We start from the raw sequence: 22,146 nt of genomic DNA, 5'->3' as shown, positions 1-22,146 counted from the left end.
TTTCGCCCGGCGGGATTCACCTTGCCGGCTTCATCTTTACTTATCGCCGCCGGCGCTTCATTATCGCGGGAGATACGGGGCGGCAGCGATATGGGCAGGGGATGGACAGGATATTGAAAACCGGGGCGTTCGCCCTGGGATTGTATAGCGCGTTGAGCTATGCGACGCCAAAAGACGAGCAGATCAAAACCGATTGCGCGCGCCTTGACGACTATGCCCAGGCGGGCAATACGGCTTATCAGCAGGGCCATATGGCGCGCGCGGCGGATGAGTTTACCGCCCAGGCCGCCTGGAGTGAATTTTGCCGTTTGCCCGCCGCGGCCATCGCGACCGCCTATAACAACGTGGCGCTGGCACTGATCCACGCCGGCGAGCCGTTAAAGGCCGCGGCCTGGCTTTCCCTGGCGCCGGATGACGACAAAACCCGCACCAACCTGGCGCTGATCCAGCCGGTGCTTGACCGCCTGCGCCCGGCACTGGCCGCCACCCCGATGGGCACCTACTGGCGCTACGCCGGTAAAGGGGTATGGAGCACCGTTTCGGTACAGCCCGAGGGCGAGGCGTGGAAAATCAGCTTTAACGGCTTTTATATGCCGGTGATGGGGATGTACTACGGCCCGAATATGGGCGAGTTTTCGGTGGTGCAATCACTTGACGGCGGCCATGGCGTTTATCGCCAGGACGCGCAGGCGGACGGGTCGTCCTGTCAGGTCAACATGACCTTTACGGCTAATGCGGCGCACCTGGAGACCGTCTCGGGCGACTGCGGGTTCGGCATGAACGTGCGGGCGGATGGCGATTTTCAGCGGGTCTCGCTCTACTGAGCACGCAGCGGTATTGGCGCCGGCCGCGGCGCGTGTTATTTTAACAATATTATAACGATTAGCCCGGCAATCGCATTGCGGCTCCCTTGGCCGCCCCCCTCTTTTCCCTACCGTACCGTCCTCATTATCGCTACATAACCTTTCCGGCCCGCGGGCGGGATGATGTATAGGAGTCTGTTATGCCTGTTGCTCTTCTGGCCCTGGCGCTGAGCGCGTTCGCCATCGGGACGACTGAATTCGTCATTATGGGCCTGTTGCCGCAAGTGGCGGAAAGCCTGGCGGTATCGCTGCCGGACGCCGGCTGGCTTATCAGCGGTTACGCCATCGGCGTGGCGGCGGGTGCGCCCATCATGGCGATTCTGACCGCCCGGCTGCCGCGCAAAACCTGCCTGGCGCTGCTGATGGTGATATTTATTATCGGCAATGCCCTGTGCGCCTGGTCCTACGATTACGGTCTGCTGATGCTGGCCAGGGTGATCACGGCGCTGAGCCACGGCGCCTTTTTTGGCATCGGCGCGGTGGTGGCCGCCGGGCTGGTGCCGCCGCACCGGCGGGCGTCGGCGGTGGCGCTGATGTTTACCGGTTTGACCCTTGCCAATGTGCTGGGGGTGCCCGCCGGCACCTGGCTTGGGCAGCTGTACGGCTGGCGCGCGACGTTCTGGGGCGTCTCGCTCCTGGGCATCGTGGGATTTGTCGCCCTGCTGGCCAGCCTGCCGCCGCAGCGCGATGCGGCGCCCGCCGACCTGGCCCGGGAATTCGCCGCGCTGCGCAATGGCCGCCTGCTACTGTCGCTGCTGATGACGGTGTGTTTCGCCGCCGCCATGTTTACGCTGTTCAGCTATATTGCGCCGCTGTTGCTGCAGGTGACCGGAGTCAGCGATCGGGGGGTCAGCTGGACGCTGTTTTTAATCGGTGCGGGTTTAACGCTGGGCAACCTGATTGGCGGCCGTCTGGCCGACTGGCGGGTCTCCTTCAGCCTGATACTGAGTTTTGCCCTGATCGCGGTGTTCTCGGTGATGTTTTACTGGACCAGTCGCGCGCTGCTGCCGGCGGAAATCACCCTGTTCTTTTGGGCGCTGGCCACCTTCAGCACCATCCCGGCGCTGCAGATTAACGTGGTGGCGCACGGCGACGATGCGCCCAACCTGGTATCGACGCTGAATATCTCCGCGTTCAATATCGGCAATGCGTTTGGCGCCTGGGCCGGCGGCAAGGTGATCGCCACCGGCCTGGGACTGACTGCGGTGCCGCTGGCCGCGGCGGCGATGGCGCTGTGCGGGCTGCTGGTGTGCCTGCTGACCTTCTCTCGTTCTCCCGGCCGGCCGGTGGCCGCATAACGTGGCCGCCGGCCCCCCCGGCGGATGCTCTGGGACGGGATCACGACTGCGCCAGCGCGGCGTCCAGCCGGGCGGGAACGGCGGCGGCAAAGGTATGCAGGTAATCGATAAAATGGCTGACCAGGGCCGATGCCGGACGGTGCAGCGGCCGGATCAGGCTGACCGTGAACGGCACCTGGTGACTGAAGGGGCGTAATACCACGCCGCCGGCAGCGTAATCCAGCGCGGTCAGCGGATTGACAATGGAAATGCCGACCCCGGCGCGTACCATCGCGCACACCGACGCGGCGCTATGGGTCTCCACCACCATGCCGCGCTCCACGCCTTCCTGGCTGAACAGCCGATCCAGCAGCTGGCGGTAGCTGTCGGTGGCCGACAGGCTGATATACGGCAGATGGTGAAAATCCCGCGGGGTCAGGCGCTCCCGCCGGGTCAACGGGTGGCCGGCGGGCAGCACGCACACCTCGTTAAGGGTCATCAGGGTCTCGCGCCCGGTGCCCGCGGGGGTAAAGGTATTTTCCGTCAGGCCGATATCGTGGCGCTGGGCGGAGAGCCATTCCTCCAGCAGCGGCGACTCCTGCGGCACCACGCTCAGGCTGACCGCCGGATGACGGTCGAAAAAATCCCGGCATACCAGCGGCAGCAGCGATTGGGAAAACACCGGCAAGCAGGCCACCGACAGCTGCGCCTGGCGGAACTCGCGAATGGCCTGGGCGGCGCTGACAATGCGATCCAGCCCGTAATAGGAGCGCTGCACCTCTTCAAATAGGCGCAACCCTTCGCCGGTGGGTTTCAGCCGGCCTTTAATCCGCTCGAACAGCGTCATGCGCAGCAAATGCTCGAAGCGCGCCAGCTCCCGGCTGACCGTGGGCTGCGAGGTATGGAGCAGCGCCGCCGCCTCGGTAAGATTGCCGGTGGTCATCACCGCGTGAAAGATATCGATATGTCGCAATGAAATTGCCGCCATAATACCGCTCCCAGCCCCTAAACCAATATCATAGGTGAATAGCTGACGCTAAAATAGATATTTTATCGATAGCCAGTAATAGATAAAAATAGGCTCAAAGCGGTAACACCGACGGGAACCCCATGCCACATAACCTTTTTCACACCCAAAGCGCGCTTAACGCGGTCAATTTGCGGCAACTGGCCCGGCAATACGGCGGCCCGGTGTGGGCCTATGAAGCCGAAGTGATTAACGAGCGCATCCGCCAGCTGCGGCAGTTCGACGTGATTCGTTTTGCCCAGAAGGCCTGCTCCAACATCCATATCCTGAGCCTGATGCGCGAGCAGGGGGTAAAGGTCGATGCCGTGTCCCTGGGTGAAATCGAGCGGGCGCTGGCGGCGGGCTACCGCCCGGGACAACAGCCGGCTGATATGGTGTTCACCGCCGATGTCTTTGACCGCCCGACCCTGCAACGGGTGGTGGAGCTCGCCATCCCGGTCAACGCCGGTTCGGTGGATATGCTGGAACAACTGGGGCGGCATTCGCCCGGGCATGCGGTATGGCTGCGCATTAACCCCGGCTTCGGCCACGGCCATAGCCAGAAAACCAATACCGGCGGCGAAAACAGCAAGCACGGGATCTGGTATGCCGACCTGCCGCTGGCCATCGCGCAAATCCGGCGCTACGGCTTAAAGCTCGTCGGCCTGCATATGCATATCGGATCCGGCGTGGATTATGACCATTTGCGCCAGGTCTGCGCGGCGATGGTGCGGGAAGTTATCGCCTCCGGCCAGGATGTCCACGCCATTTCCGCCGGCGGCGGGCTGTCGGTGCCGTACCGGTTTGGCGAGGAGGCGATCAACACCGGGCATTACTTTGGCCTGTGGGATGCCGCGCGCCGTGAAATCAGCGACCATCTGGGCCATCCGGTGACGCTGGAAATCGAGCCGGGGCGTTTCCTGGTGGCGGAATCCGGCGCGCTGGTGGCGCAGGTGCAGGCGGTCAAGGAGATGGGCAGTCGCCATTTCGTGCTGGTGGACGCCGGTTTCAACGATCTGATGCGCCCGGCGATGTACGGCAGCTATCACCATATTTCGCTGATCCCGGCCGACGGCGGCGAGCCGGACGGCCGGGCGGAAATAGCGACGGTGGTGGGCGGCCCGCTGTGCGAATCGGGGGATGTGTTTACCCAGTTGGCCGGCGGCGGCATCGAGCCGCGGCCATTGCCCGCCGCCCGGGTGGGCGATTACCTGGTGTTCCATGATACCGGCGCCTACGGCGCCTCAATGTCATCCAATTACAATACCCGCCCGCTGCTGCCCGAAGTCTTGTTCACGCAGGGCCGCCCGCGCCTGATCCGCCGCCGCCAGACGCTGGATGAGCTGCTGGCGCTGGAACGCTTGTAACCCAAAACGGCGGGGTCTTCGCCGGCGGTGCGGCGGTACCCGGGAACTCAGGCTTTGCTGCGCCCGGCCGCCGGCAACGGCGCCGCGGCCGCGGTGTCGGCCGCCATGGGGCGATAGGCAATATAATAGACCAGCGCGACAAAGATGGCGCCGCCGGCGGCGTTGCCCAGGAACACGCCGGGGAAGTTGCCCCAGTACTGCGCCCAGGTCGCCTGCCCGGCAAAAATCGCCGCCGGAATCACGAACATATTGGCCACCACGTGCTGGAAGCCGAGATCGACAAACGCCATGATCGGGAACCAGATACCCAGGATCTTACTGGCCACATCCTTGCCGCTGTATGCCAGCCATACCGCCAGGCTCACCAGCCAGTTGCAGCCGATGCCGGAAATAAAGGCGTGCAGGAAATCGGCGGAAATCTTTGCCTGGGCGGTGGCCGCGGTTTTGGCCAGGAACGCGCCTTCGGTCAGGCCGAGCACGTGGCCGAAAAACCACGCAATCAAAATGCTGCCGGCAAAGTTGGCGACGGTAATCCAGAACCAGTTGCGTATCAGCGACATAAAAGAGATTTGCCGCGCCAGCCAGGCAATAGGCAGCGTCATCATATTGCCGGTCAGGAGTTCTCCTCCGGCGATAAGCGTCAGCACCAGCCCCACCGGGAACACCGCCGCCCCTAAAAAGACGCCGAACGACCCCCAGTCGGCGGGCAGGCTGGCGGTCACATGGATATCCAGCATAAAACCTATCGCGATATACGCACCGGCCAGACAGCCGAGCACCAGTAAATAGGGGAGCGGCGCGCGGCTTTTGGTGGCGCCCGTTTGCACAGCGATTGCTGCGACTTCTTTAGGAGAATGAAACGACATGGTAGTTTATATGTTAAAAGAAAGTGGTGATTCGCATCATATCCTCCCCCCGCGGCGAAGCCAACGGTTGGCCGCTAAAAGAGTGTTAAAAATTAAAACACCGTTCTGCACCGACATGGCCGCGGGCTTCAGGCCGCGCCGGCCATTCGCCGCCGGCGCGGCTTAAGGCCCGTGCGGATCAGCGCGCGGCCAGGTCCGCCAGCTCGCGGCGCATCAGGATAAATTCCTGCGCCAGATCCTGGCACAGCATGGCGGTCATCAAATGATCCTGCGCGTGGACCATGATTAAATTGACCGGCACCTTGCCCGTCCCCTCATCCAGCCCGATAAGCCGCGTCTGGATGGCGTGGGCGCGGCGCGAGGCCTGGCGCGCCGCGTCCATCCTCTCCCGCGCCTCGTCCCAGTTGCGTTCCCGCGCCGACTGGATGGCGCTCATGCTCTCGGAACGGGCTTCGCCGGCGTTAATCAGCAATTCCATCACAGTTTGTTCAAAATCTTCCATTCGCCACCTCTATTGGTATACCAAATTTGGTAATTTCATCATATTGGAATTCCAATGTTGGCTTGTGAGAGCATGATCACAGAAAATAAATTCAGTTACGCTAGTTTTTGGTATGCCAAACCCACAATAAAACCTGCCGGCTACCGGCAAACGTGCATATCAATAGGCTTAACTCACTGATGATGAGGTGGTGTCATGTCATTTAAGGATCGTATGATCGATTCTCTGGGATCGTTTGCCACTAAATTTAATAGCTTTCGCTATATTATGGCGATCAAGGCGGCATTTATTACCTTAATGCCGGTCATCATTGTCGGCGCGTTTTCGGTGTTGATCTCCAATATGGTGCTCGATCCGGTTAACGGCCTCGCCAGTTTTAGTTTCTTCGCGCCGCTGGCGACGCTTAAGCCTATTATGAGCAGTATTAACTACGCCACCCTGAATTTTTTAACCATCGGCGCGGTATTCCTAATCGGTATTGAGCTGGGCCGGCTTAATGGGTCACGCACCTTATTTCCCGGGCTGCTGGCGGTAATTTGTTTTATCGCCGTCACGCCGACCACGCTGCAGTTAATGGTCGGCGACCAGATGATGGTGGTCAAGGACGTGCTGGCGCGGCAGTTTTCGGATACCAAGAGCCTGTTCCTCGGCATGTTTATGGCGATTTTATCGGTGGAGGTTTATTCGCGCCTGGAAAAGGTGGATAAATTCCGCATTAAGATGCCGGATACCGTGCCGCCCAATGTGTCCGCGTCTTTTACCGCCCTGATCCCGGCCATTATTACCGTGCTGCTGCTGGCGACCTTTGGGTTCGTCTTCCAGCGCGTGACCGGCATGTATCTGTACGATGCGGTATATAAGGTGGTACAGCAGCCGCTGGAATCGGTGGTGCAAAGCCTGCCGGGCATCCTGGTGCTGATGTTCGTCGCCCAGATGTTCTGGGTCATCGGCATTCACGGCAACCAAATGATTAAGCCGATTCGCGAACCTTTATTGCTCGGCGCCATTACCGTCAATATGACCGCGTTTGAACAGGGCAAGGATATTCCCAATATCATTACCATGCCGTTTTGGGATGTGTATATGAGCATCGGCGGTTCCGGCCTGACCATCGGATTATTAATGGCGGTATTGTTTACATCCAAGCGCAAGGAGATGAAAGAAATCGCTAAATTATCCCTTGGTCCCTCGGTGTTTAATATTAATGAACCGGTGATCTTCGGCATGCCGATCATGCTTAATCCGATCCTGGCCATTCCTTTTATTATTACGCCGCTGGTCACCGGCACCATCGGCTATTTCGCCACCAGCCTGGGTTTTGCCGACAAGGCGGTGGTGATGGTGCCCTGGACCACGCCGCCGCTGATTAACGCCTGGCTGTCCACCGCCGGATCGATGGGCGCGGTGATTACGCAGTTGTGCTGCATCGTGGTGTCGTTCCTGATCTATCTGCCTTTTGTCCAGGTGGCGTCGCGCCGCGCGGACCAGGCGCAGCTGGCGGCGGAAATGAGCGAAGCATCCCGCGCGCAAACCCTTAAGTCATCGTGAGGACGGACATGAGCAAGGTTAGCATCGCCATCCCGGCGGATTTTATCCTGGGCGCCGCGGCGTCCGCCTGGCAAACCGAGGGCTGGAGCGGCAAGAAGCCGGGCCAGGATTCTTATCTCGACCTGTGGTACCAGCAGGACCGCCACGTCTGGCATAACGGCTATGGCCCGGCGGTGGCCACCGATTTTATCCATCGCTACGCCGAAGACGTGGCGCTGATGAAGCAGGCCGGGCTGACGCATTACCGCACCTCGATCAACTGGTCGCGTTTCCTGGTGGATCACGAGCAGGTGATTGTCGATGAGGATTATGCGGCCTATATCGATAATTTTCTTGATGAGATGATCAGGCAGGGTATTGAGCCGATGATCTGCCTGGAGCATTACGAGCTGCCGGCCTGCCTGCTGGAACGCCATGGCGGCTGGCAGTCGAAGCGGGTGGTGGAACTGTTTGTCCGCTACGCGGAAAAAGTGTTCGCGCGTTATGCCGGCAAGGTGAAGCGCTGGTTTTCCTTTAACGAGCCGATTGTGGTGCAGACCCGGGTTTACCTGGATGCCCTGCGTTATCCCTATGAACAGAATACCCATAAATGGATGCAGTGGAACCATCATAAAATCCTCGCCACCGCCCGGCTGGTACAGTTGTTTGAAGAACAAGGCTACCGGCGCGGCGGCGGATCGCTCGGGGTTATCCTTAATCCGGAGGTGACTTATGCCCGTTCCAGCGCTCCCCATGACCAGCGGGCGGCGCATCTCTACGATCTGTTTTATAACCGGGTATTTCTCGATCCGTTGCTGCTGGGCGTCTATCCACCGGAGTTAATGGAGCTGCTGCGCCGCCATGGGGTCGAGTGGCATTACGACGCGCAGGAACTGGACATTATCCGCCGTTATCCGGTGCATGAGGTGGGGATTAATCTTTATTATCCCCATCGGGTCAAGGCCCCCAGCCGCCAGTGGAATGACAATACCCCGTTCCATCCGGCATATTATTATGAGCCGTTCGAGCTGCCGGGACGGCGGATGAATCCCTCGCGCGGCTGGGAAATCCATCCCCGGATTGTCTATGACATGGCGCAGCGGATGAACCGCGATTATCCGGATATGCCCTGGTTTATCGCCGAAAACGGCATGGGCGTTGAACATGAGGAACGCTTTAAAGACCCCGCCGGCGTGATCCAGGATGATTACCGCATCGACTTTATCGCCGAACATCTGTACTGGGCGTTAAAAGCCCGGGAGGAGGGCGCGCGCTGCCTGGGTTATATGCTCTGGGCGTTTACCGATAATGTTTCGCCGATGAACGCGTTTAAAAACCGCTATGGTCTGATTGAAATCGACCTGCAGCAACAGTTGCGCCGGCAGCCGAAAAAATCCGCCGCCTGGTTCGCCCGCTTAAGCGCTACCCGCACCCTGGCGTTAACGCTCGATGACGAAGATAAATAAGAGGAATACCTATGAAACGTATCGTCCTGGCCTGTTCCGCGGGCATGTCCACCTCGCTGGTGGTGACCAAAATGGAAAAGGAAGCGGCCAGCCGCTCCCTGGAATACAAGATTTACGCCATCCCCGAACAAAACCTGCGCGATGAGCTGCAAACGTTCGGCAACGATATCCTGGTCGTGTTGCTGGGGCCGCAGGTGCGCTTTAAGCTTGTGGAAAACAAAAAGCTGACCGATGAATACCAGATCCCCATCGCGGTAATCGATTCGGTGGCCTATGGCACTTTAAACGGCGCGAAAGTACTCGATCAGGCCCTGGGTTTGTTACACTAGCCCGCGCGCCGGCAAACGGCAGGAAGCAAGCCTGCCGTCCTGTCGCGGGCATATCGTGTTTCAGGCTACGCGTTAACGGGCGAGGGGAAGAAGGTGTGATGTTGCAGGAAAAAAAACAGTATCAGGAAATTGGCCGGGATCTGCGGCAGAAGATCCAGTCAGGTCATTACCCGATCGGTACGCGTTTGCCCCCGGAGCGTAATATTGCGGAAACCTACGGCGTCAGCCGCACCATTATCCGCGAGGCCCTCCTGATGCTGGAGCTGGAGGGGGTGGTGGATATCCGCCAGGGTTCCGGCGTATATGTGATACGCATTCCGGGCGGGGACACCGAGGGAACCCATTACCTTGAAAGCGAGGTGGGGCCGTTTGAACTGCTGCAGGCCCGCCAGCTTCTGGAGAGCAATATCGCCGCGTTCGCCGCCAAAATGGCCACCAAAATGGACATTGAAAACCTGCGCCGGACGCTGGAGCAGGAGCAGCGCGATATCATTACCAACGAGCGCAGCGAGAATAACGATAAGCTGTTTCACGAGCTGATTGCCGGCGCCACGCAAAACCAGATGCTGCTGGAAACGGTAAAATCCATCTGGCTGCGGCAGGAATCCAGCGCGTTGTGGCAGCAGCTCTACAGCCATATAGATACGCGTTCCCTGCGGCTGCGCTGGCTGGCGGATCATCAGAATATTCTGGTGGCCCTGCGCCGGCGCGACGTGATGGCCTCCTACCAGTGCATGTGGCAGCATATGGAAAGCGTCAAAAACACCCTGATGGAAATTTCCGATGCCGATGCGCCGGAATTCGACGGCTTTTTGTTTGAATCGGTGCCCATTTTCCAGGGAAAACTGGTCTGATGCCGGTGGTGATTGCCCCGCTGGCGGACCATGCCCGGCATAAAGAACAGGTGACCGACTGGCTATGGCGCGCTTTCGGCCACGGCGCCGGCCGGGGGTTCTATGCCGCCATCGTCGACAATGGCATGCGCCGGGACGGCCTGCCGATCACCTTTATCGCCCTTGACGACGGCCGCCCGGTGGGCACCGTGGGCCTGTGGCGCAGCGATCTGTTGAGCCGCCAGGACCTCACCCCCTGGCTGGCGGCGCTGTATGTCGATGAAGCATACCGGGGGCGGGGCCTGGGACGGCAGCTGCAGGCGTTTGTGCAGGATTTCAGCCGCCGGGCCGGTTTCGGTTCCCTGTATTTGTACGCCACCTTTACCGGCTATTATGAACGCCACGGCTGGGACTATATCGGCGACGGGATCGAATATCCCGATATGCCGGTGCATCTCTATCAGCTGCGCGCGGACGCGCGGTAAATTCGCGGTCGCCGCTTAAGGCGGCGGCGCGACCGAGTGACGCCTTACCAGGGTCGGGCTGAAGGTATTGGTCACCTCCGGCAGCGGATCCCCATTCGCCAGCGCCAGCGCCAGCTGCGCCGCCTGGGTGGCCATCGCCACCACCGGATAGCGGATAGTGGTCAGGCGCGGTCGCAGGTAACGCGAAATCAGCACATCGTCGAAGCCGACCAGCGAGATTTGCTCCGGCACGTCGATACCGTTATCGCTGAGGACCGCCAGCGCGCCGGCGGCCATGGAATCGTTGTAACAGGCGATGGCGGTAAAATTACGCCCGCGCCCCAGCAGGCTGGTAATGGCCTGCTCGCCGCCCACCTCGTCGGGTTCGCCGTAGGCGATAAGCTTCTCATCCACCTCGATATCATGATCCCTCAGCGCATCCAGATAGCCCTGCAATCGATCGGTGCTGTCGGAAATGGGATGGCTTGAACAGATAAACGCAATGCGCCGGTGGCCCTGCTGAATCAGGTGGCGGGTGGCCAGCCAGGCGCCATAACGGTCGTCGAGGGCCACGCAGCGGCTGGCATAGGCCGGCAGAATACGGTTAATCAGCACCATGCCCGGAATATGCGCCATCAGGGCGTTAAGCTCCTCTTCGGGGATCATCTGCGCATGAACCACCAGCGCGGCGCAGCGGTGGCGGATCAACTGCTCGATGGCCTGCCGTTCCTGCTCCAGGATATGGTAGCCGTTGCCAATCAGCAGAAAGTTACCGGTGCGATAGGCTACCTGCTCCACCGCCTTGACCATGGCGCCGAAAAACGGATCGGATACGTCCGAGACGATAAGCCCCACCGTTTCGGTGGATTGCTGCGCCAGCGCCCGGGCATTGGCGTTGGGATGATATTGCAGCTCTTCCATGGCGCCAAGCACCGCCTGGCGGGAATTGTCGCTGGCCTTCGGTGAATTATTGATAACGCGCGAGACTGTGGCGACTGATACACCCGCCAGTTTAGCTACATCCTTTATGGTGGCCATATCGCTTACAAGCTCTCAATAGGGTAATCGTTTACATTATTAAGTTTTACGGAAAAAGCCCGCCGATGCAAGGCGTTGGCGCACAGCTTTGGTGATCGCTGCGGGATAAATGAAAATTATCGCCGCGACTGATTTTCTGCTTTGTGGCGGGGGGGCGATTAATGTTAGTTTTATGTTTCAATTCCTGAACAAGACACCAATAGCATGGCTATTTCACGTTTCCCCCATCTGGCCCATTGGGGGGCGTTTACCGCAGTGGTTGAGGACGGCAGGTTAATCGGCTGCGAGCCCTTCGCCGGCGATCCGGACCCGTCGCCGCTGCTGGACTCCATTGCGCCGATGCTATACTCGGACCAGCGGATCCGCCAGCCGGCGGTGCGCCGCTCCTGGCTGCAAAAAAGGGAGCGCAGCGACGGCGCGCTGCGCGGCCGGGAAGCCTTTGTCAATGTCAGCTGGGATGTGGCGCTGGACCTGATTGCCGATGAGAACCGGCGGGTGCGCGATCGCTACGGCGCGTCCGGCATTTTTACCGGCTCCTACGGCTGGTCTTCCGCCGGCCGGGTCCATCATGCCCGCTCGCTGGTCAGGCGCTTTTATTTTGCCGGCGGCGGGGCGGTAGACCAGGCGGGCAACTACAGCTGGGGCGCCGCGCAGTTTTTCCTGCCGCATGTCATCGGCACCTTCAGTCCGTTAACCGGGCGCGTCACCGCCTGGCCCAGCGTGATTGCGCACTGCCAGCTGTTTATCGCCTTTGGCGGCCTGGCGCTGAAGAATGCCCAGGTTTCGTCGGGCGGCGCGGCCGAGCACACGCTGAAACCCTGGCTTAAGCAACTGGCGGCTAAAGGCACGCCGGTTATCAATATCAGTCCGACTCGTGATGATTGCCCGGCGTTCCTCCAGGCGGAGTGGATCCCCATCCGGCCGAACACCGACGTGGCGCTGATGCTGGCGCTGGCCTATGAAATCCAGCGCCTCGGCGCGCAGGATGACGCCTTTCTGGCCCGCTATTGCGTCGGATATCAACAGCTGGCCGGCTATCTGCGCGGGCAGGATGACGGCATCGGCAAAACGCCGGCCTGGGCCAGCGCCATTACCGGCATACCCGAGGCGCGCATTGCACGCCTGGCGCGCCAGCTTATCGGCGTGCGCAGTTTTATGACCTGTTCTTACGCCGTCCAGCGGGCGCACCGGGGCGAACAACCCTATTGGATGGTGATTGCCCTGTCCGCCATGCTGGGGCAGGTTGGCCTGCCGGGGGGCGGTTTTGCCTTCGGCCACGGTTCGATGAACGGCGTGGGCAATCCGCGCCTGGACGCCCAGGCGCCGACCCTGCCGCTGGGGCCGAACGCCGCCGCCGGCCTGACCATTCCCGTGGCGCGCATCGCCGATATGCTGCTCAATCCCGGCGGACATTACACCTTTCAGGGCGAGGACCGGCGCTATCCGGATATCCATATGATCCACTGGGCGGGCGGCAATCCCTTCCATCACCACCAGCAGCTTAACCGCCTGCTGGCGGGCTGGAGCAAACCCGATACCGTGGTGGTGCAGGATATCTGGTGGACGCCGGCGGCGAAGCTTGCCGATATCGTCCTGCCGGCGACCACCTCCCTTGAGCGCAACGATATCGGCGGGTCTTCGCGCGACAGTTACGTGCTGGCGATGCATAAGGCCGTGGAGCCGCGGCACCAGGCGCGTAACGATATGGATATCTTCGCCGATCTGGCCGATCGCCTGGGCTATCGCGCGGCATTTACCGGCGGACGGGACGAACAGGACTGGATAGAGCATCTCTACCGCCAAAGCGCCGAATCCCACGCCCGCGCCGGCCATGCGTGGCCGGCGTTCGCGCAGTTCTGGCGGGAAGGCCATATCAAGGTGCCCGCGCCCGCGCAGGATTTTATCCTGCTGGGGGATTTTCGCCGCGACCCGCTCGCGCATCCGCTGAAAACGCCGAGCGGGCGCATCGAGCTGTTCAGCGCCGCCATCGCCGGTTTTGGTTATGCCGATTTCGCCCCGCATCCGCAATGGCAGCCGCCGGCGGAATGGCTGGGCAGCGCGCTGGCCGCAACCTATCCGCTGCATTTGATTAGCCTGCAGCCTAAAGATCGGCTGCATAGCCAGCTTGATCCCGCGCCCCTGGCCCAGGGAAATAAAACCGCCGGCAAGGAGACGCTCCATATTCATCCCGACGATGCCCGCCGCCGCGGCATCCAGGACGGCGAAATAGTGGAGGTGTATAACCAGCGCGGCCGGATCCTGGCGGGCGCCAGGCATAATGACGGGGTGGCGCCCGGCGTTATCCTCATGGCCACCGGCTCCTGGTTTTCGCCGGGGCGGCAGGGCGATGAGGCCGGTATTGAACAGTCCGGCAATCCCAATGCGCTGACGCTGGATATCGGCACCTCGCCGCTGACCCAGGGCCCCAACGCCATGGGTTGCTTGGTGGAAGTGCGCAGGCGGTAAGGCTGAACGCCGTCGCCGCCGCCGGCCGTGACCAGCCGCGACCGCATTGTTTTAGACGGTCCGGGCGATAACCTGGCCGAATGGAATCAATGATGGGGTAAATTTTACAGTTGGTTTCATTTCGAGCGGTAATCTTGCGATTATGCGGTAGTGTAATCGGGTGACGGACTATAGAGTAGGTACTCCCAGAGGTATTGATTGGTGAGAAATCAGCATACTCTGTATGTTGAAACCATTTCAGTTGCACCAACCTACGCGGATGCGTAGGTTTTTTTTTGCCCGCGCTTTTCAGTTCCCGCCGCACGCTATTGTTATCCCGGACTTTATGTATGACCGCTTTTAGGTTGTAATACCTTTTGTGCGCCGCTTTTTTTTCTCTTCACCGGTTACCAGGCAAAAGGACCACATTATGCAACAGGCAACGTTGGTAAATGAATACGGCCAGCCTATCGGCGCCCGGCTTGCGGACTGGCAGTCCCGTCCGCTGCCGCAAAAAATTACCCTGGCCGGGCGTTTTTGCCGCCTGGAGCCGCTGGCGTTAACCCATAGCCCGGCGCTGTTCAGCGCCTGGCACAGTATCGCCGACGAACGCGACTGGACCTACTTTTCCCGCCGCCGGCCGGCGACCCTCGCCGCGTGCGATGCCCTGATCGCCGCCAATGCGGCCAGCGGCGATCCGCTGTTTTACGCGGTCATCGACCAGGCTACCGGGCTGGCGGCGGGCTCGGTGGCGCTGATGCGCATCGACCCGGCCAACGGCGTGCTGGAAATCGGCTGGGTTAACTGGTCGCCGCTGATGAAACGATCGCCCTGCGGCACCGAAGCCATCAGCCTGCTGCTAAGCTATAGCTTTGACACCCTGGGTTACCGGCGCTGCGAATGGAAATGCCATAGCCTGAACCAGCCTTCCAACCAGGCGGCCCGCCGGCTGGGGTTTCAATACGAGGGCACCTTCCGCCAGGCGGTGGTGGCCAAAGGACACAATCGCGATACCTGTTGGTATTCCATTATCGACAGCGAATGGCCGGCCGTCGGCCGGGCGTTGCGGGCCTGGCTGGATAGCGATAATTTTAGCGCCGAAGGCAGGCAAAAGCGGCCGCTGGCGGATTTCAGGTCCGCAAACCAATAAGGAGATGGTATGCTTTTTTCTGTGTTGCGCCGGCTGTTCCGGCTGCTTTATCGGGTGGAACTGGTTGGCGATACGCGGGTATTGCAGCAGCCGAAGATCATGATTACCCCAAATCATGTCTCGTTTATGGACGGTATTCTGCTGGCGCTGTTTTTGCCGGTAAAACCGGTATTCGCCATTTATTCCACGATTACCGACGTATGGTATATGCGCGTGGTAAAACGTTATGTGGATATCCTGCCGCTCGACCCCACCAAGCCGCTCAGCATTAAGCAGCTTATCAAGTATGTCGGCAGCGGCCGGCCGATCGTGGTCTTCCCCGAGGGGCGCATTTCGGTCACCGGGTCGCTGATGAAAATCTACGATGGGGCGGCGTTCGTTGCGTCCCGTTCGGGCGCAACGGTGGTGCCGGTCTGGCTGGATGGGCCGGAACTGACGCCGTTCAGCCGCATGGGCGGCATCATCAAGCGCCACTGGTTTCCCAAAATCACCCTTCATCTGCAGGCCCCGGTGTCACTGCCGATGCCCGCGGCGCCCAGGGCGCGCGATCGCCGCCGGCTGGCCGGCGAGAACCTGCATCGCATCATGATGGAGGCGCGCATGGCCTCCCGGCCCCGGCAGACGTTGTATCAGGCGCTGCTGGCGGCGGCCCGGCGCTATGGCGTCGGCAAGCCCTGCATCGAGGATATCGCCTTCAGTCCGGACAGTTATCGCGGATTATTGAAAAAAATCTTCGGCGTCAGCCGGATTCTCGAACGTTTTACCGCCCGCGGCGAGCATGTCGGCCTGCTGCTGCCCAACGCCACCATTACCGCCGCCGTTATCCTCGGCGCCGGTCTGCGCGGACGCATTCCCGCGTTGCTGAACTATACCTCCGGCGCCAGCGGCATCAACAACGCGCTTAAAGCCGCCACCATCAATACTATCGTCACTTCCCGCCAGTTCCTGGACAAAGCCAAGCTGGCCGGCCTGCCGGAACAGGTAACCGGGGCGCGCTGGGTCTATCTGGAGGATCTGAAAGATCAGGTGACGCTGCGGGATAAGCTGTGGATCCTTGGGCATTTACTGTTCCCGGACCGGGCCGAGGTGGCGCAACAGCCCGGCGACAGCGCGCTGGTGCTGTTTACCTCCGGTTCGGAAGGCACGCCGAAAGGCGTGGTCCATTCCCATGACGGCATCCTGGCCAATATCGAGCAAATCCGCACGGTGGCCGATTTTACCCCGCGTGACAAATTTATGTCGGCGCTGCCGCTGTTCCATGCGTTCGGCCTCACCGTCGGTTTGCTGACCCCGCTGCTCACCGGGGCGCGGGTGCTGCTTTATCCGAGCCCGCTGCATTATCGCATTATTCCCGAGCTGGTTTACGACCAGAACTGTACCGTGCTGTTCGGCACCTCCACCTTCCTGGCGCAGTACGGCCGTCTGGCACACCAGTATGATTTCGCCCGGGTGCGTTATGTGGTCGCCGGGGCGGAAAAATTGTCCGAAAACACCCGCTTGCTGTGGCAGGAAAAGTTCGGCATCCGCATTCTGGAGGGGTATGGCGTCACGGAATGCGCGCCGGTGGTGGCGATCAATGTTCCGCTGGCGGCGAAGCCTCATACCGTCGGCCAGATCCTGCCGGGCATGCAGGCGCGGATCATCGCGGTGCCGGGCATTGAACAAGGCGGGCGGCTGCAGCTGCGCGGGCCCAATATCATGCGCGGCTACCTGCGGGTGGAACATCCCGGCATCCTGGAAACGCCGGCGGCCGACAACGAACAGGGGGTGCGCGAAGAGGGCTGGTACGACACCGGCGATATCGTCACCCTGGACGCCCAGGGATTTTGCGCCATCCAGGGCCGGGTAAAACGCTTTGCCAAGCTGGCCGGCGAAATGGTGTCCCTGGAAAGCGTCGAGCAACTGGCCCTGAAGGTATCGCCGGACGCACGGCACGGCGCATCCGCCAAAAACGATAAAGCCAAGGGCGAGGGCCTGGTGCTGTTTACCACCGATGCCGCGCTGACGCGGGAGAAGCTGTTCCAGCAGGCCCGGCAGGACGGTATTGCCGAAATCTACGTGCCGCGGGATATCCGCCACCTCGACGCGCTGCCGTTGCTCGGCAGCGGCAAGCCCGATTATGTAGCCTTGAAAAAAATGGCGGAAGCCACGGAGCCACAGGGATGAACCCATCTGTAACCACTCCGGCGGGCGTATTATCCCGACCGATGCTGGCGGTCATGTCCGCGCAGTTTTTTTCCGCGTTTGGCGATAATGCGCTGCTGTTCGCCACCATTGCATTGATCAAGGAACAGCAATATCCGGCGTGGAGCCAGCCGGTGCTGCAAATGTTGTTTGTCGCCGCCTATATCGTGCTGGCACCCTTTGTCGGCCAGTTCGCCGACAATTTCGCCAAGGGCCGGGTGATGATGGCGGCTAATTCCCTGAAGCTTGCCGGCGCGCTGCTTATCTGTTTCGGTTTTAATCCGTTTATCGGTTATTGCCTGGTGGGGATTGGCGCGGCGGCTTACTCGCCGGCCAAATACGGCATTCTGGGCGAATTGACCCAGGGCGGGCAATTGGTCAAGGCCAACGGCCTGATCGAAGCCTCGACCATTGCCGCCATCCTGACCGGTTCCGTGGCCGGCGGGGTACTGGCCGACTGGCATCTGATCACGGCGCTGGCGGTCTGCTCCCTGACCTATGGCGTGGCGGTGGCGGCCAATCTGTTTATCCCGCGCCTGCCCGCGGCGCGCAAGGACAGCTCCTGGCATCCGGCGCGCATGGCGGGCCATTTCGGCACCGCCTGCCGCCTGCTCTGGCGCGACGGCTACACCCGCTTTTCCCTGATCGGCACCAGCCTGTTCTGGGGCGCCGGGGTGACCCTGCGTTTCCTGCTGGTGCTCTGGGTGCCGGTGGCGCTGGGCATTAACGATAACGCCACGCCGACCACCCTCAACGCCATGGTGGCGGTGGGCATCGTGTTCGGCGCCGGCGCCGCGGCCAGGCTGGTCACGCTTGAGACGGTACGGCGCTGCATGCCGGCGGGCATCCTGATGGGCGTGGTGGTGGTGGCGCTTTGCCTGCAACATCATTTGTTGCCGTCGTATCTGCTGCTGGCGCTGATCGGTATCCTGGGCGGCTTTTTTATCGTGCCGTTAAATGCGCTGCTGCAACAGCGCGGCAAGGAGAGCGTAGGCGCGGGCAATGCCATCGCGGTGCAGAATTTCGGCGAGAATATCGCCATGCTGCTGATGCTGGGGCTGTATTCGCTGGTGGTCAGGCTTGGCGTGCCGGCCGTGATTATCGGGGTGGGCTTCGGCGTCGTATTCGCGCTGGCGATTGCCTTGCTGTGGCTGACCACCCGCGCCGGCAAAACCGCCGGCTGAAGCCGTGGCGACACGCGGAGCGACCGATAGCGCCGCTCCGTGCGGGTTAAGGCGCCGGGATGGTAAAGCGCTGATGGATGTATTCCAGTTCGGCGATAATCTCGTCGTTTAACGTCAGTTCCAGGCTATCGAGATTGGTCTGTAACTGTTCCAGGGAAGTGGCGCCCAGCAGGGTAGACGCCACAAACGGTTGCCGGCGCACAAACGCCAGCGCCATCTGCGCGGGGTCAATGCCGTAGCGCTGCGCCAGCGCCACATATTCGGCAATCGCCTGCTGGGTATGGGGCGCGCTGTAGCGGGTAAAGCGGCTGAACAGCGTATTGCGCGCGCCCGCCGGTTTGGCGCCATTGAGGTATTTACCGGTCAGCGTGCCGAAGGCCAGGCTGGAATAGGCCAGCAGCTCCAGCCCTTCAAACTGGCTGATTTCCGCCATGCCCACTTCAAAACTGCGGTTCAACAGGCTGTAGGGATTCTGCACCGTGACGATGCGCGGCAGATCGTGCTTTTCCGCCAACTGCAGATAACGCATGGCGCCCCAGGGTGTCTCGTTGGAGATGCCGAGATAGCGGATTTTCCCCGCCCGTACCTGCTCGGCCAGCGCTTCCAGCGTTTCGAGTATGGTTACCGCCAGTTTTTCGTCGGTGTACTGGTAATTCAGTTTGCCGAAGCAGTTAGTGGCGCGCTGCGGCCAGTGCACCTGGTAGAGATCGAGATAATCGGTGCCCAGCCGCTGCAGGCTGGCGTCCAGCGCCATGCGGATATTCTTGCGATCCAGTATCTGCTGGGGCCGGATGCCGGCGTCATTGCCGCGCGTGGGGCCGGCGACCTTGCTGGCCAGGATGATTTTTTCCCGTCCGCCCCGTTGCTTAAGCCAATTGCCGATATAGGTTTCGGTCAGTCCCTGGGTTTCGGGGCGCGGCGGCACCGGATACATTTCAGCCGTGTCGATCAGATTCACCCCGGCGGCAACGGCATGATCCAGCTGCGCATGGGCATCGGCCTGCGTATTTTGCTCGCCAAAGGTCATGGTGCCCAATCCCAGAACGCTGACTTCTAGTGAACTATGGGGAATACGGTGATAATGCATTGAGGCTTGTTCCTTAATGTCTGAAAAGATCAGGCGTCAACAGGCGCCGCCCGATCAGACTATAACCAAGCCAGGGCGCGGGGAAAAGCGCAAAATGGGCGGGCGGGGATGTTTAACCGACAAGGGCGCCGAACGCTCAGCGCGCGATCATCTGCGATACCTCATTACCGTTAATCTGCATATCATTGCCCTGCTCGTCGGTATAGCGAATCAGGCCGGTGGACTTATCCAGTTTAGGTTTGCCCTGGGTCAAAATCATCCGGCCGTCCTTGGTCGCCATCACATAATCACTGGCGCAGCCCGATAGCATGACGGTGAATAACACCGCCGATACGATTGCCACTTTTTTATTCATGTTATGTCCATGTTAAGCATTGGATCAATTACGACGGGCGTGGCTGACTTTCTTATTCCTGAGAAGGTTCAGCGCCTCGACGCCCATAGAGAAAAACATCGCAAAATAAATGTAGCCTTTAGGTACATGAATATCAACGCTTTCGAGGATCAGGGTAAAGCCGATTAAAATCAGGAACGCCAGCGCCAGCATCTTGACCGAGGGATGGCGGGCGACGAACTCTCCTATCGGCCGCGCGGCGAACATCATCACGCCCACCGCGATCACCACCGCCGCCATCATGATAAACAGGTGATTGGACAGGCCGACGGCGGTGATCACCGAATCCAGGCTGAAGATAATATCCAGCAGCATGATTTGCGTGATGGCGCCGAGAAACGAACTGACATTGGTGCTTTGATCGGCTTCGCCCCCTTCCAGCGCCTGGTGGATCTCCCGGCAGGATTTCCAGATAAGGAACAATCCTCCCAGCAGTAATATCAGGTCGCGGATCGATACCTCGGTCGCGAAAACGGTAAACAACGGGTAGGTAAGGCGAATCACCCACGAAATGGACGCCAGCAGGCAAAGCCGCATGACCATGGCGCCGAACAGGCCCAGACGGCGGGCTTTGGCTTGCTGCCTCGCGGGCAGCTTGGCGACGACCAGGGAGAGAAAAATGATATTATCAATACCAAGGACGATTTCCAGAACAGTCAGTGTTCCCAGCGCCAGCCACGCATCGGGATCCACGATCCAATCAAACATTGTGATCCATTACCTAAATGTAAACGAAGCTTAAACGAATATTATAAACAGGTCCAAAGGGCAGCAGGCAAGGTAAAATGCATTTACATCAGGAAATGCCGTGCCAGCATTGGCCCGGTGAAGGTCTTTTTCAGGTAAAACCCGCGCGGTAACGTCATGATCGGCTGGCCGAATTCGCCGATGGCCCTGGTCAGCGCCCGGCTATTGGCGGCCTTGGGCCTCAACTGCAGCACCTCGCCGTGGCGCGCGGTGATATGTTCCACGCGCCCGAGTACGATTAAATCCATTAATTCCTCCCAGTCATTTTGCAACAGCGATTCTTCCTCGGCGCTGGGACTCCACAGCAGCGGCGTGCCGATACGGCGCCGGGTGAGCGGGATCGCGCGTTCGCCTTCCACCGGTATCCACAGTACCCTGGCCAGCTTATACCTGACATGGCTGGACGCCCAGGTGACGCCGCTGTTGCCGGTCAGCGGCGCGACACAGACAAAGGTGGTTTCCAGGGGGCGGCCGCGGCTGTCGACCGGTATGGTTTTCAGTTCCACCCCGATGGCGGCAAAATCCTGCTCGGGTTTACTGCCCGCGCTGGCGCCCAGGTAACGTTCCAGCAAGACGCCGATCCAGCCTTTATCACGTTTCAGGTTGGCCGGCAGCACCAGGCCCGCGTGCGCCGCCAGTTCACCCAGATTATAGCCCGCCAGGGCGCTGGCGCGCGCCAATAGCTCTATTTCGTCCCCCGGCGGGAGGATCGGTGTGGCGATGAGGGGAAGGGTCATAAACAGTTATCCGCGTGCTGTATAAAAACTAATCGGCCGCCGGGGCCGTCCGACCCAGGATCGGCATTTAATCATCAGCCATAAATAATAGCATGATTTCACACTCTTTTTTAAGCGCCGATCGCGTTTTGCCGCCGGCGCGCCCGAGGTTGTACACCTGAAGCGGGCGACAATGAACAGGATCTTACACCATGTTATCCACAGAAGTATGGGATAAACCTAATAAACTGGCACTACTGTCACTATTTACAGCCTTGACGCCCCTGTTTTTTACAGGTTTGTACATATATCGCCGCGCTTTACAGCATAATTTGTGGATAAAATCATCATCGTCTGTTTTTTAACCTCATCGCGCGCAACCGGTGGACAGGGGGATCCCGCACGATCGTTCCCACGGCGGGATCCGGCAACAGGCGATTGAAAATCATTGTGTTTTCCCGCGGCGCGTTTTGCAAAGCCGGCGCGCGGCGAAAAGTTTTCCCTCTTTAACCCAGTGTTCTGCACATACCTATCCACAGAAAAAGTGAATAAAAGCACCGGCAGTTATCCCCGGCTGTTGATAACCATGCCGCATCCGGACGCCATTCGACGTCCAGGAAGTCGGACATTCCTTAAAAGCAGTGGTTTACCGTATTGAGCGAGTGTGAAACAATCAGGCTATCTTGCATTTTATGTAATCG

The 22,146-nt window shown here is 60.1% G+C and carries 20 protein-coding genes; 12 read left to right on the top strand and 8 right to left on the bottom strand.

The window, feature by feature from the left end:
- The first annotated feature begins 101 nt into the window (after positions 1-101).
- Together ACL2XQ_RS21475 and ACL2XQ_RS21470 are read left to right on the top strand one after the other, a co-directional pair.
- The gene (locus tag ACL2XQ_RS21475; protein ID WP_413721358.1) at positions 102-824 is read left to right on the top strand and encodes a tetratricopeptide repeat protein; all 723 of its coding nucleotides are present in this window, start codon (positions 102-104) and stop codon (positions 822-824) included.
- A 179-nt stretch (positions 825-1,003) separates the two neighbouring features.
- On the top strand, positions 1,004-2,161 hold the full coding sequence (locus ACL2XQ_RS21470) for an MFS transporter (protein ID WP_413739675.1): 1,158 nt from the start codon (positions 1,004-1,006) through the stop codon (positions 2,159-2,161).
- 40 nt (positions 2,162-2,201) lie between these two features.
- Here ACL2XQ_RS21470 and ACL2XQ_RS21465 read toward each other — a convergent pair whose 3' ends face one another.
- Positions 2,202-3,128: a LysR family transcriptional regulator gene (locus ACL2XQ_RS21465; protein ID WP_413739674.1), complete on the bottom strand. Its 927-nt coding sequence runs from the start codon at positions 3,126-3,128 to the stop codon at positions 2,202-2,204.
- Between the two features lie 122 nt (positions 3,129-3,250).
- Here ACL2XQ_RS21465 and lysA point away from each other — a divergent pair, with 122 nt between their 5' ends.
- Positions 3,251-4,513, top strand: coding sequence for a diaminopimelate decarboxylase (lysA, locus tag ACL2XQ_RS21460; RefSeq protein WP_413721355.1), 1,263 nt, complete (start codon positions 3,251-3,253; stop codon positions 4,511-4,513).
- Positions 4,514-4,560: 47 nt separating this feature from the next.
- Here lysA and ACL2XQ_RS21455 read toward each other — a convergent pair whose 3' ends face one another.
- Both ACL2XQ_RS21455 and ACL2XQ_RS21450 read right to left on the bottom strand, forming a co-directional pair.
- Positions 4,561-5,379 carry a formate/nitrite transporter family protein gene (locus ACL2XQ_RS21455; protein ID WP_413739673.1) on the bottom strand — a complete coding sequence of 273 codons (819 nt, stop codon included), beginning with the start codon at positions 5,377-5,379 and terminating at the stop codon, positions 4,561-4,563.
- A gap of 178 nt (positions 5,380-5,557) precedes the next feature.
- Entirely contained in the window at positions 5,558-5,881 is a 324-nt protein-coding gene (locus tag ACL2XQ_RS21450) for a PTS lactose/cellobiose transporter subunit IIA (RefSeq protein ID WP_413732017.1), read from the bottom strand.
- Positions 5,882-6,076: 195 nt separating this feature from the next.
- Between ACL2XQ_RS21450 and ACL2XQ_RS21445 the strand changes: the two genes are divergently transcribed.
- From ACL2XQ_RS21445 to ACL2XQ_RS21425, 5 genes are all read left to right on the top strand, one after another.
- Complete coding sequence (locus ACL2XQ_RS21445; RefSeq protein WP_410013664.1) at positions 6,077-7,429, top strand: PTS sugar transporter subunit IIC; 1,353 nt, start codon at positions 6,077-6,079, stop codon at positions 7,427-7,429.
- Positions 7,430-7,437: 8 nt separating this feature from the next.
- Positions 7,438-8,874: a glycoside hydrolase family 1 protein gene (locus tag ACL2XQ_RS21440; protein WP_413739672.1), complete on the top strand. Its 1,437-nt coding sequence runs from the start codon at positions 7,438-7,440 to the stop codon at positions 8,872-8,874.
- An 11-nt stretch (positions 8,875-8,885) separates the two neighbouring features.
- Positions 8,886-9,203 carry a PTS sugar transporter subunit IIB gene (locus tag ACL2XQ_RS21435; RefSeq protein ID WP_410013666.1) on the top strand — a complete coding sequence of 106 codons (318 nt, stop codon included), beginning with the start codon at positions 8,886-8,888 and terminating at the stop codon, positions 9,201-9,203.
- A gap of 98 nt (positions 9,204-9,301) precedes the next feature.
- Complete coding sequence (locus tag ACL2XQ_RS21430; RefSeq protein WP_410013667.1) at positions 9,302-10,057, top strand: GntR family transcriptional regulator; 756 nt, start codon at positions 9,302-9,304, stop codon at positions 10,055-10,057.
- Positions 10,057-10,521, top strand: coding sequence for a GNAT family N-acetyltransferase (locus ACL2XQ_RS21425; RefSeq protein WP_413721350.1), 465 nt, complete (start codon positions 10,057-10,059; stop codon positions 10,519-10,521). Before ACL2XQ_RS21430 ends, ACL2XQ_RS21425 begins: the two co-directional genes overlap by 1 nt.
- 15 nt (positions 10,522-10,536) lie before the next feature.
- On the opposite strand, the gene galR is transcribed toward ACL2XQ_RS21425, so the two are convergent.
- Complete coding sequence (galR, locus tag ACL2XQ_RS21420) at positions 10,537-11,538, bottom strand: HTH-type transcriptional regulator GalR (protein ID WP_413739671.1); 1,002 nt, start codon at positions 11,536-11,538, stop codon at positions 10,537-10,539.
- A 204-nt stretch (positions 11,539-11,742) separates the two neighbouring features.
- On the opposite strand from galR, the gene ACL2XQ_RS21415 reads away from it, so the two are divergent.
- From ACL2XQ_RS21415 to lplT, 4 genes are all read left to right on the top strand, one after another.
- A complete protein-coding gene (locus ACL2XQ_RS21415) occupies positions 11,743-14,004 on the top strand; it encodes a molybdopterin-dependent oxidoreductase (RefSeq protein ID WP_413739670.1) in 2,262 nt (753 codons plus the stop codon).
- A gap of 409 nt (positions 14,005-14,413) precedes the next feature.
- Positions 14,414-15,133 carry a GNAT family N-acetyltransferase gene (locus ACL2XQ_RS21410; protein ID WP_413739669.1) on the top strand — a complete coding sequence of 240 codons (720 nt, stop codon included), beginning with the start codon at positions 14,414-14,416 and terminating at the stop codon, positions 15,131-15,133.
- A gap of 9 nt (positions 15,134-15,142) precedes the next feature.
- Entirely contained in the window at positions 15,143-17,299 is a 2,157-nt protein-coding gene (gene aas / locus ACL2XQ_RS21405; RefSeq protein ID WP_413721348.1) for a bifunctional acyl-ACP--phospholipid O-acyltransferase/long-chain-fatty-acid--ACP ligase, read from the top strand.
- Entirely contained in the window at positions 17,296-18,501 is a 1,206-nt protein-coding gene (gene lplT, locus ACL2XQ_RS21400; protein WP_413739668.1) for a lysophospholipid transporter LplT, read from the top strand. The genes aas and lplT overlap by 4 nt, the downstream gene beginning before the upstream one ends.
- 46 nt (positions 18,502-18,547) lie before the next feature.
- Here the strand turns inward: lplT and ACL2XQ_RS21395 are convergent, their stop codons facing one another.
- From ACL2XQ_RS21395 to mutH, 4 genes are all read right to left on the bottom strand, one after another.
- Entirely contained in the window at positions 18,548-19,588 is a 1,041-nt protein-coding gene (locus ACL2XQ_RS21395; protein WP_413739667.1) for an NADP(H)-dependent aldo-keto reductase, read from the bottom strand.
- A 136-nt stretch (positions 19,589-19,724) separates the two neighbouring features.
- On the bottom strand, positions 19,725-19,943 hold the full coding sequence (locus ACL2XQ_RS21390; RefSeq protein ID WP_410013675.1) for a YgdI/YgdR family lipoprotein: 219 nt from the start codon (positions 19,941-19,943) through the stop codon (positions 19,725-19,727).
- A gap of 24 nt (positions 19,944-19,967) precedes the next feature.
- The gene (locus tag ACL2XQ_RS21385) at positions 19,968-20,690 is read right to left on the bottom strand and encodes a TerC family protein (protein ID WP_410013676.1); all 723 of its coding nucleotides are present in this window, start codon (positions 20,688-20,690) and stop codon (positions 19,968-19,970) included.
- A gap of 83 nt (positions 20,691-20,773) precedes the next feature.
- On the bottom strand, positions 20,774-21,466 hold the full coding sequence (mutH, locus tag ACL2XQ_RS21380; protein ID WP_413721345.1) for a DNA mismatch repair endonuclease MutH: 693 nt from the start codon (positions 21,464-21,466) through the stop codon (positions 20,774-20,776).
- Positions 21,467-22,146 lie beyond the last annotated feature (680 nt).

The sequence above is a fragment of the Sodalis sp. RH14 genome (genome assembly GCF_047324285.1).
Taxonomy (GTDB): Bacteria; Pseudomonadota; Gammaproteobacteria; order Enterobacterales; family Enterobacteriaceae; genus Acerihabitans.
This window is presented reverse-complemented; position numbering and strand designations above follow the sequence as displayed.